The sequence below is a fragment of the Psychrobacter piscatorii genome, from assembly GCF_904846415.1.
Lineage (GTDB): Bacteria > Pseudomonadota > Gammaproteobacteria > Pseudomonadales > Moraxellaceae > Psychrobacter > Psychrobacter piscatorii.
On the sequence record NZ_CAJHAR010000057.1, the window covers coordinates 1 to 7,802 of the forward strand.

The following is a 7,802-nucleotide window of genomic DNA, read 5'->3' on the forward strand; positions in this document are numbered from 1 at the left end:
GTTCTTTATAGTACCTAAAAGTGTGTAATTCTGACAATAGCCTCCTGTAAAGGGGGTTATTTTTTGCTTGAAATTTACACGTACGTATAGTATAATGTGTGTAATATGTGTAAGGAATCGAGATGATAGCGACCAAAGTTACTGCAAAAATAGTCGAGGACAGTAGTGGCATCGCCACAGAAATACCTGTCATTTTGACTGATGAAGGCGTGCTGGAATCAGTAGCCGACTATGTGCTGAGTTTGCATGTGAACGGTACTTCTCAATCGACTATTTCCAAGCACATTCAATCTATTATCTTGCTGATCGAATTCATGGACGCTAACAAGTCCATGTTCAACGATCCCGAAGACTTATTCAGAGTGTTCGTCCGTCGATTGTATAGCGGAACAGTTGGCGATGATGGACTTGATCCGTCAGGTCTGTACTGGATTCCAGCAACGACAGACACCGTTTCCCGACATATATCGCATCTCACTAGCTTCACTCAGTGGATGAGTGATCAGGGACTGGGCAAAGAGCTTAACACGCTCAGATCTGCCACCAAACATGAAGAGCGCATTCAGTATGCTGCGTGGTTCCGCCGAAATCGAAATGACTTCTTGGGACACATCAAAGACAAGTCGTTCAACACCACGGTCAAAAGGGCGCGCTCTATCAAAGGAAGAACGCCCCTCGCCAAGACGGAAGATGATGCTATCGCCTTTCCAGCAAAGCATTTCGAGAACTTTTACCTGAATGGTGTCGGTGGCGCTAGCGATCCTCGTGTGGCTCTGCGTGACAAGCTTATCCTGTTACTGATGCAAGGCGCTGGATTCAGGGCCAGTGAGGCTCTGTTGCTGTGGGTGACGGACGTTTTTGAAGACCCAAATGACAATGATGCGGTGATTGTCCGAATCTACAACGAGATCGATGGTAAGGCTCCTGATAATTGGAAGTCACGCAAAGGTGTAAATAAGCGCAAAGCCTATCTACAGGAAAAATACGGAAGAATCCCACGACAAGAGATGCTAGGCACTCAGAGCCTTGGGTGGAAGTCGAGAGTGGTAGACCACAAGGATAGTTACCTAGAAGGTTACTTTTTCCCTAACGAATACCGCTATGTGTTCATGAAACTGTGGCGTGAATATCTGGTTTACCGAGCCGCTGTACCCTGCAATCACCCGTATGCATTTATCAGCTTCGACCCGCGCCACTTAGGCAATCCTTACACCCAAAATGCCTTTAACCAGAACTATGCTGCGGGGCTGAGACGAATCGGCTTAGCGCCGAACAAAGCAGAAGGTCTTGACCCTCACGGACACCGACATCGCTATGGACGCGTGCTTACCGAGGCTGGAGTTGATCCGCTCATTCGCAAAAAGTGCCTGCATCATAAAAGTCTTGAGTCTCAGACGGTCTATACGATGCCGTCCAGTCAACAAGTTTCTAACTCCCTTTCCAATGCTTCTGAGCAGCTCAAGCTGGAATCGGACAAGCCAAAACTGGGCAGCTCATTCGACTGGAAAACACTGGCAGAACACGGTTTTGAAGATATAGATCCCGATGGGTATTTCACGGGCAAGAATCCACGACTAGGGAAGAAATAACGATGGCTAAGAAATCAAAACCGAAAGGTTACACCACCGATCTAACGCTGAGTTGGATTGCTGAAGATTTAGGGCCAGACTGGCTACAGTGGCAGCAGTATGGGACTGAATGGCTTGCTCAAGAACAGGCAGGTATTAGTCATAAACTCAAAGGTATCAGACACTTCTTAAACTATCTTGCGACCCACGCTCCGTATGCGGTTGATGTCGTCTCCATGTTTCAAGGACACCCTCAGGGGCACAAGGTCTCAAGCGAAGAGTTTAATAACTACCTCAAATCCAAAGGGGTAAATTCAGATAATCAAATGTATGTTACTTACACTGTTGAGTTGTCGGATTACATTCTAAAGACACATTTGTGCGCCGAAGCTGATAATGGAACTTCTATTCCTCTGTATCAGAACCCTTTTGATAGAATTGCCAGCTCGCGCTCAAATACTGAAACCGTCCACAGCCCACTACCTTACCGTTACATCCAGCAGTTACGCCAGATTGTCTGTCCTTATCCTCCCGAATCCAATACTCAGAAGCCGTGGATAGGTCGTCATTTCAGCGATTGGCACTGGTCAATTGAACACCTTCAAAGTGGAAATCTTGCGTGGATGGAGGTTTCGCCTGAGGTGATTGACCCTGACGATCCAGACTGTATCTCCCGCACTCGAACTGTTTCACGCAAAGTCGGTAAAAACTATGAACCGATAGAGATTCACGAAATCTGGTCGCCTGTTATGGCGATGTTTATGTTTACCAAACTTCACCTGCCGCTGCGCTCGTTTCAGGTGCGTTTTCTGGACTCTGGTGAAGGCGATACGTGGCGTTACGAACAGGGTCAGTGGGTGGAAAACACCAAGCACACGTTTAAGTACGGCACCGCTAAACGCCCTTATCAGAAAGGTGTGTTCAAGCGTATTTTCGACTCGATGAGCGAGAGCTATTCAACGGGTCTGTACATCTCCACAAACAAAACAGCCGACCAGAATAAAGATGAAATCCAACGCGGCTACACCGTCCCGTGGGAGCACGAAGAACTGCTGTATTGGCTGGAAAAACTTCGTAATTGGCAAGAGAAATATAATCCGATAGACCGTCTAACCAAAGGCTCAGAGCTTGAGCGTGTTCACTTCGGACAGACCAAATCCGAAACTCAAAAAAAGGAACTAGGAGAGTTTGCGTTCTTGTTCCGCGTACCAGCCTCCCATCATTGCATTGATGCTAGAAGCGTAGTGAATCCTTGGTATCGCCTCTTATCCAAACTTGAGGATGATGTGTTTGCCAGTGGCCAAACGATGTCGAACGGTGAACGCCTGCGCTTCGTTAAGGATTACGGTGAGGATTACGCTGGTAACGAATCTGCAAAAGTAGCGACAGAATACCCCCTACACAGCTTGAGGGTATCGCTGATCACTTGCTACGCCATGGATACTGATCTTCCTCTGCCTGTTATATCTAAACTTTTAGCAGGGCATACGCGCCTGCTGATGACGATCTACTACAACAAGATCACGCCTTCAGTCATGGCTGAAAAGATGAAAGAGGCCAACGCAGCACTCATTGAGAAAGGCGAGTCGTCGCTTAAGAATTTCCTTGTCGATGCTGAGATGAATCAGATCGAACTTCGTGCCGCTTATCATTCGAATACATATGACTCAATCGAAGCAGTATTGGCGAATCGCAATCCGATTGGTTGGGAAGAGCGTGCAACGGGGCTTTGCTTGGTGGGCGGCAACACGGTGCGTTCCGATGAACTGTCAACCGTGGGCGGTTGCTGGAATGGTGGCCCGATAATCAGAGATTCAAGCAGCAAAAATCTTCGCGTTTATGGCTCAGTACCGCATGGCCCTGAAAACTGTGCGCGTTGCCGTTGGTTTATTACCGATGCCAGCTACCTCCCTGCACTCAACTCGCACTTCAATCAAATCAGCTACAAAGCGCATCAGGCGGCAGAGCTGGCGACTGAGCTTGAGGGCGATATGGATGTGCTTAAAGATGAGCTGTACATGGCCGAGGAACAGGGCCACCCATTCCTGAAACACGAGCAACTGCAAGCCCTTGAGCGCCGTTATGAGAAGCAGCGTGTTGAAGCGGACGAGTATGCCAAGGACTACATTGCGACCTTCAATCTGATTAACCGCATCATCCAGATTGAAAACCAGCGTGAAGATGACGATGAGGGGCAGAAGCTGATTGCTGTGGGTTCTGGTGACGACCTCAGTGTAAGCATGAAGTTCATCGAAACCGAGTCTGAACTGCTGCACTTGTCGCTACTGTGTGATGATGCTGAGTTCTATCCCGACCTGCACGATGATCTGCGTAAAACCCCTGCCATCGCGAAGCGTACCAACGCTCTTAGCCGCATGATGGCACGCTCTGGCTACCAGCCTGTTTTCCTTGAAATGGATGAGCAGACTCAGCTTATTGCAGGTAATGCGATCATGCGAAAAATGGCGATGATTGCGAACCCAGATGACAAGCTTGAGGGGTATCGAATCGCCTCAAATTACATTGAAGCTCAGCAATATCTGACCGATGCACGCTTGCTGGAATCAGGCTTTGAGGAGCTACGCAACATCACGCCGCTGACACTAGCGAGTGATAACGCCAAGCGCATTTCCTTGGTGGAGGCTGACTGATGCAGATTGATATAGACGCTGTATTGGAGACGTTGAAGGCTGGCAAAACAGCTAAAACGCAATCTTCGCTGGATAAGCTCAACGAGACGCTCAAAGTCTATTTTGAGGAGGGTAAGCGCGACTTTTCGATCACGACGATTGGGCGTGTTTCAGAGGAGGAAAACGGCGTTGGTTATCAGTCGATTCGCGCAACAGCCAACAAGCATTACCGCGACTTGATTGAAGCTTGGGCAGCTAAGGCTCAAACCACAACCAAGAAGCCACCTTCAGTTGCTGCTCGCAAATCGGGGCAGGATTATCAGTTGCTAGAGCGCATTGATGATACGGCAGTCCGTGCTCTGTTTGGTCAGATTATCCGTGAGCGAGATCGCTATAAGAGCGAAGTGAACATGCTCAAAAATCAGACGCAGATCGTGATTGATAAGCGCCCGACAACGTACACCGCGCCCCAGTCTGAATCCAAGGTTGAACTACTTCCGTCACTGAAAGGGATCTGCTCCGAGAACGAGATCAAAGCCCTTCAGTCAGTTTGCACGGATGAATGGCTTGAAGCGCTGGATTTTAAGGCTAATGCCTTGGGTCAGGTGAAGGATGAGTATGGTCAAGAGATCCTGCCTCGCGGCTTTTTGACAGGTCTAAAGAAGCTCATTGGTGAGATCGATGAGTAACGGGGTTCAGAAGGGCAAAGACAATGCTCTGGCTGTCCAGCAGTGGATTGCCGAGCGCGATGCGACAGGCGACTACGGTGAGTATGAGCGCCGTGGAATTATCAATCGTTCGGCACTGTTCGATGAGCTGGGCATACCTCGTTCCTCAATGGGTTCGAACGACCAAATTCGCCAGATGATTGAGGCGGCAGATGTCCGTTGGTTCGGAGAGAAAGAGGCTGACACAAAGGCTCACAAAGCGGCTCGCGAACGATCTGAAAAACGGGTTGCATCCACCAGTGCCGAAGTCAGTAAGCTGATGGATCAGATCGTGAAGCTTAAAGCCGAAAACGCTCAACTCAAACGTGAGAACGAAAAGTATGCAGCGATGAAAGAGGTGCTGCTGGAAACAGGTTATCAGCCACGATGATGAGGGTTCAAATCGCTAAGATACGCGGCTCAGGAGTCCGTACAGCGTGGGAGATTGCTGAGGATGGATCGATCATCAGACGCATGACTACGTTGTGTTTGTTATTTCCTGAGAAGTACAGGGATGCCGCTGAGGTGGGCACTGTCTGGAACGTAGCGGGCGGTACGAGGAATCATACGTTCAAAGCAGGCAATCAGGATATTACTGAGCGCTACATGAAGGTCAAAGAGGCTGAGTTCCTGCGTCCATCAGGCGAACTGTTGGCGAGATGGATTGCTGCGAATATCGAGGGTGTCGGCGAAGTAAAAGCAAAGCGCTTGGTGCGCCAATACCCCGACCTTGATACTAGAGTCCGTCAGAAGGACGTAGAGGCGCTTACAAGCGTTGCAGGCGTATCAACCCAATCCGCACACGCAATCATTGAGAAATGGCCGTCAGAGAGCTTCTACGCGGCGCTAGAGTGGCTGCAAGGTTCTAAGCTCCCCCTTTCACTTGCTCAGGCTCTTGCCAGAGTCTATGACGATCCCGTGAAGACGATCAGTGATGATCCCCTGATTCTCACTGCGTTTGGCGTGTCTTTTGATGACACGCTCAAGCTGATCAAAAGCATGAAGCTAGATGTCTCCGAGAGTCGTATCAAATCGGCGATAGCAGAACAGATCGCCACCGAGCATTGTTTCTCAACAGGCTCGACAGTAATCCCTGAAGATAAACTTTTAGAGCGATCAACGGTAATTTGCAAAGGACTCAAACTCGATTCAAACGGTGTGACTGATGCAGCACTAAAACACGGTTCGCTCCTCAAGGTTGAGGGTGGTTTTCAGAGCCTCGGCGCAGCGATTCAGGAACGCACTGTGGGTCGCTTCTTGGTCAAGTGTCATCAACGTCCGCAAGGATCGGGTTCATTGCTCGCTGCGTGGGAGAAAGACCTCACAAGCGACAAGATTGAGGCGGCGCTCGAATCGTTTGAAAGCTCCTTACCCTTCGCCATGACTGCCGAACAACGTGAGGCTGTTATCGGTGCAGTAAAGTCGTCGGTCTCCATCATTTCAGGCGGGGCTGGAACAGGTAAAACGACCATTCTTCTAGCGATGTTGGCTGTTTACGAAAAGCTTTCATCGGGCATGGCGATTCATCAACTGGCACTGTCAGGTCGAGCTGCACAGCGAATGGCGGAAAGCACTGGCCGACCAGCCCAAACGATTGCCAAGTTTATATCCGACCACCTCGGCGAGAAGAAGCCTGATGTAGAAGAGCACCTCCTCCTCGTAGTCGATGAAGCCTCCATGGTCGATCTGGTCTCTGCCTATAAGATTACTGGGCTGTTGCCTTACGCCACACGCATTGTTTTGGTTGGCGATGTCTCACAGCTCCCGCCTGTTGGCGGTGGTCTTATTTTCCACGCAGCGATGAACAGCGCACTACCTGTGTTCGAACTGACACAGGTTAAGCGTCAGGGCGAGCAAAGTGGCATCCATCAACTGGCGACTTCAATCCGAAATGGAGAGCTGGATGCCAAACTGCTCAATAGCTCAACAGGTGATACCCGATACTTGCCAGAGTCCACACATGAAACCCTAGTTAAAGAGTACAAGAAAACCAAGGCAGCCGCCGACTGCATTGTGCTGACACCAACCCGCAAAGGGCCATTGGGAGTTGAAGAGATCAATAAGCTTATACAGGCACAATATGATGATTATGCACCTGATGAGCTTCACCACAAGCACCCTTGGCTAGAGTGGATTCCATGGATTACTCGAAGTGGGGCAAAACTCAGGTTGGGTGACCGCATTATGGTCACGCGAAACGACTACGAGGCTGATATACGCAACGGCGATCTGGGTGAAATCGTTGAGGTCTATGATAGCCCCCAAGACGGAGTGTATGGGGTTATGAATATCGATGGGAATCTGATCGATATAACTGACGACACCATCGAAAACATCGACCTTGGCTATGCAATCACGATCCACAAATCACAAGGGTCACAGTGGCCTAAGTGCATACTCATGCTGCCAAGCTACGCCTCAAGGATGACAGATCAATCCTTGCTATATACGGCGGTTACTCGCCCATCCAGTGAGTTGGTGATGATGGGAGATTCAAGCTTGATTCAAAGCGCTATCGAGATGGGAAATTCATCCCTCAAACGAATCACTAACATTGCGCCGTTCCTCTGCCCCGACAGGTCAGCCTCTGGCTGACCTTATTAGCGACACTATGAACGTGTTTAGTGCTCAGGTCTCAACAGAGCGGAACCTCGACCACTGAGCTGTGCAATCGTGACTCGCCCAACTTCCACGAAACCCGATGCAGCCTCTAACCTTCTTCGCGGCTACCGAAGTCGATACCGCCTCTGAACCTGACACGCGCCCTAATTACCGCTTTTGCTTTTTACACACTTTATTACACACTGTGTAAAAATAAAAAAGCCCCAAGAACTCAGTATTTAAGGGGCTTTCAGTCAGTCAGTCAGCAGGATTACATAGTTTTTGCTATATTCTCC

The 7,802-nt window shown here is 49.4% G+C and carries 5 protein-coding genes; all 5 read left to right on the plus strand.

Annotated elements, in window-relative coordinates:
• Positions 1 to 122: 122 nt before the first annotated feature.
• The 5 genes from gmtY (at position 123) to JMX83_RS14400 (ending at position 7,500) form a co-directional block, all read left to right on the plus strand.
• Positions 123 to 1,589: a gamma-mobile-trio recombinase GmtY gene (gmtY, locus tag JMX83_RS14380; protein WP_201603162.1), complete on the plus strand. Its 1,467-nt coding sequence runs from the start codon at positions 123 to 125 to the stop codon at positions 1,587 to 1,589.
• A 2-nt stretch (positions 1,590 to 1,591) separates the two neighbouring features.
• The gene (gene gmtZ, locus JMX83_RS14385) at positions 1,592 to 4,219 is read left to right on the plus strand and encodes a gamma-mobile-trio integrase GmtZ (RefSeq protein WP_201603164.1); all 2,628 of its coding nucleotides are present in this window, start codon (positions 1,592 to 1,594) and stop codon (positions 4,217 to 4,219) included.
• Positions 4,219 to 4,887, plus strand: coding sequence for a gamma-mobile-trio protein GmtX (gene gmtX / locus JMX83_RS14390; protein WP_201603166.1), 669 nt, complete (start codon positions 4,219 to 4,221; stop codon positions 4,885 to 4,887). Before gmtZ ends, gmtX begins: the two co-directional genes overlap by 1 nt.
• A complete protein-coding gene (locus tag JMX83_RS14395; RefSeq protein WP_192991768.1) occupies positions 4,880 to 5,296 on the plus strand; it encodes a hypothetical protein in 417 nt (138 codons plus the stop codon). Before gmtX ends, JMX83_RS14395 begins: the two co-directional genes overlap by 8 nt.
• Before the next feature lie 83 nt (positions 5,297 to 5,379).
• Positions 5,380 to 7,500, plus strand: a complete 2,121-nt coding sequence (locus JMX83_RS14400) for an AAA family ATPase (protein ID WP_201603169.1) — start codon at positions 5,380 to 5,382, stop codon at positions 7,498 to 7,500.
• Positions 7,501 to 7,802 lie beyond the last annotated feature (302 nt).